This window comes from Binatus sp. (SeqCode) (assembly GCF_049584895.1).
Taxonomy (GTDB): domain Bacteria; phylum Desulfobacterota; class Binatia; order Binatales; family Binataceae; genus Binatus.
The window spans coordinates 1-2,106 of record NZ_JBAUYR010000093.1; the positions used below are offsets into that span (position 1 = coordinate 1).

General features: G+C 55.3%; 3 protein-coding genes, 1 tRNA gene and 1 pseudogene. 1 reads left to right on the forward strand and 4 read right to left on the reverse strand.

Annotated features, from left to right (window positions below; genetic code table 11):
- The first annotated feature begins 104 nt into the window (after window positions 1–104).
- A tRNA-Leu gene (locus tag WB650_RS16245) sits at window positions 105–189 on the forward strand.
- 179 nt (window positions 190–368) lie between these two features.
- On the opposite strand, the gene WB650_RS16250 is transcribed toward WB650_RS16245, so the two are convergent.
- From WB650_RS16250 to WB650_RS16265, 4 genes and pseudogenes are all read right to left on the reverse strand, one after another.
- On the reverse strand, window positions 369–821 hold the full coding sequence (locus WB650_RS16250; RefSeq protein ID WP_423961217.1) for a protein-disulfide reductase DsbD domain-containing protein: 453 nt from the start codon (window positions 819–821) through the stop codon (window positions 369–371).
- Between the two features lie 75 nt (window positions 822–896).
- Window positions 897–1,172, reverse strand: a pseudogene (locus tag WB650_RS16255) (redoxin domain-containing protein); the annotation flags it as partial.
- A 12-nt stretch (window positions 1,173–1,184) separates the two neighbouring features.
- Window positions 1,185–1,442, reverse strand: coding sequence for a hypothetical protein (locus tag WB650_RS16260; protein ID WP_422304257.1), 258 nt, complete (start codon window positions 1,440–1,442; stop codon window positions 1,185–1,187).
- A 107-nt stretch (window positions 1,443–1,549) separates the two neighbouring features.
- On the reverse strand, window positions 1,550–2,106 hold a 557-nt coding region (locus tag WB650_RS16265; RefSeq protein ID WP_423961215.1), incomplete at its 5' end, for a sulfite oxidase heme-binding subunit YedZ.

Genomic DNA, 2,106 nt, shown 5'->3' on the forward strand with positions numbered 1-2,106 from the left:
ATATTATACGCATCCCTCGCCAGACTGAATGAACAATCGGAGACCGCGCGCACCATCTTCGCGCGCAGGCGTGTTTATGATTTAACGATCATGCTCGCCGGAACGCCGGGGTGGCGAAATGGCATACGCAGAGGACTTAAAATCCTCTGGCTCGAAAGGGCCGTGCGGGTTCGAGTCCCGCCCCCGGCATTGAAAATAAAAGGGCTTTTGCGCAGGAACGAGGGCAATCGGGACCCGTCGATACAGTTGACAGCCACAGTATCCGGGATTACGACGCTGCCGCATACGAGTACTGTTCAAAATTGCCTTTCGACTTAACACAAATCGGAAGTCACACGCTCGCTCTCTTCGTGCTGCTGAATCTGCGATCAAGCGCCCGTCGGAACCTTGGGCGCCGCTGATGCCATCGGATCGATCCTGAAAGGAATCTCGAACGTGACCGATTGGGGTATCTTGCAAATCTGCTCGCTACATTCCTGAAAGCTGAGTTTTCCCTTTAGCTTGTAGTCGCCCGGCTTCAGTCCGGGTCTCGCGAGGATTTTTCCTTTGACTCGGAAGTTGCCCGCGTAGACGGGAAGCGTCTCACCGAGTTGGGGAAAAGCGACTTTATCTGGATCGGGGTACTCAAACGATTGTTTGGCGACGCAGTCGCTGTCGAACACGATTGTCGTCGGAGTGTAGTTAGCCGGAAGGGGCTGTCCGTAAATGTGCCAGCCCTTTGCGATTGTGAAGTCCGCGGCTACTCCGATTTCCTGGCCGGCTACGGCGTGATCGGTCGAAGGGGTGACCACGATTCGAATGTCCCCGGCCGTTAGCGACACCGATTGAGCATTCGTGTCCGCGCCGAATTCATTAAGCAGGATCTCTGACGAGGCTACTCTTGTCTGATAGTCGGGCAGGAAGTACTTGGCCTTGATTATACCATCGGGCGAAATCAGGTAGTCACCGGGGAACGGAATGCCGTAGAACGGATGATCCTTTGGGACATTCGTATTGAGGATTCCGAACTCGCGAATGACGACGCTACCCTTGTCGGATAGGCACGGGTAACCAAGGTGATGAGCGGCGCTGAAGCGCTGCAGAATCTCCTGAGAGTCGTAGGTGATGGCCGCGATCTTTACACCCTGCTTTTCGAAGCCCTGTCGCGATTGTTCCAGCTCCACGAGCTGGCTTCTGCAATAGGGTCACCAATCGGCGCTTCGACTGAAGACCAGAAGCAGGCCCGAAGGGCCGGTCAGATCGCGAAACGTTCTTCGATTACCGTTCTGATCCGCCAGCGCGAAGTCAGGTATTTTCTCTCCGACCTTGAGGCCGGTGGTTGCGCCGTCGTTCTGGGCTTTCACGAAGTCCTGAAACTCGCTTGGAGCGATCTTCTCGCCGCTGCGCATTTTTTTCAGGACCTGCGTGAGAACCTCGCCCTTGCTGGAATTCGAATCAGGCATTGTTTTCTCCTGTGCAGACACCCACTGGGCTCCTGCCAATAATCCCGCGATCGCCGAAAGAATCGCGGCAATCATAATTCTCTTGATATCAAAGTTGGATCGCGGAGTCATATCTCTCGCATCAGCAGAGCTTTGCGGTCATGAAGATAATCCACGAGTCGCACGCTGAGTAGCGCCGCAAGCACGAAGCCATAGGCGACCGGCTCGCGAACGTCGAGCTTGACTCTCCAGATGAAATGAAGGACCGCAAGTGCTGGCGCCAGATAGGCGAGGCGATGGAGCTGCTTCCATCGGACGTAACCGAGACGTCTGAGAGCAGAATTGGTCGATGTCGCGGCCAACGGAATCAATAGCACGAAGGTAGAAAACCCGAAAAAGATAAATTTCCGTTTGACGATATCGTCCACGATCGCGTGCCAGTCCAGGCCCTGATCGAGCACAGTGTAGGTGATGACGTGCAGCAGAGCATAGAAGAACGCGAGCAGGCCGAGCATCCGCCGGATACGCATTGGCCAGGTCCAACCAAACATGGCTTTGAGCGGCGTGCATCCGAGAGCAGCGATCAGAAAGACGAGAGCGATCAAGCCGAGCTGATTCAGTGCTTGCGCGATTGGATCGGGGCCGAGATCATCGCGCCAAGCACCTATCAGAATCGCCGCAAGTG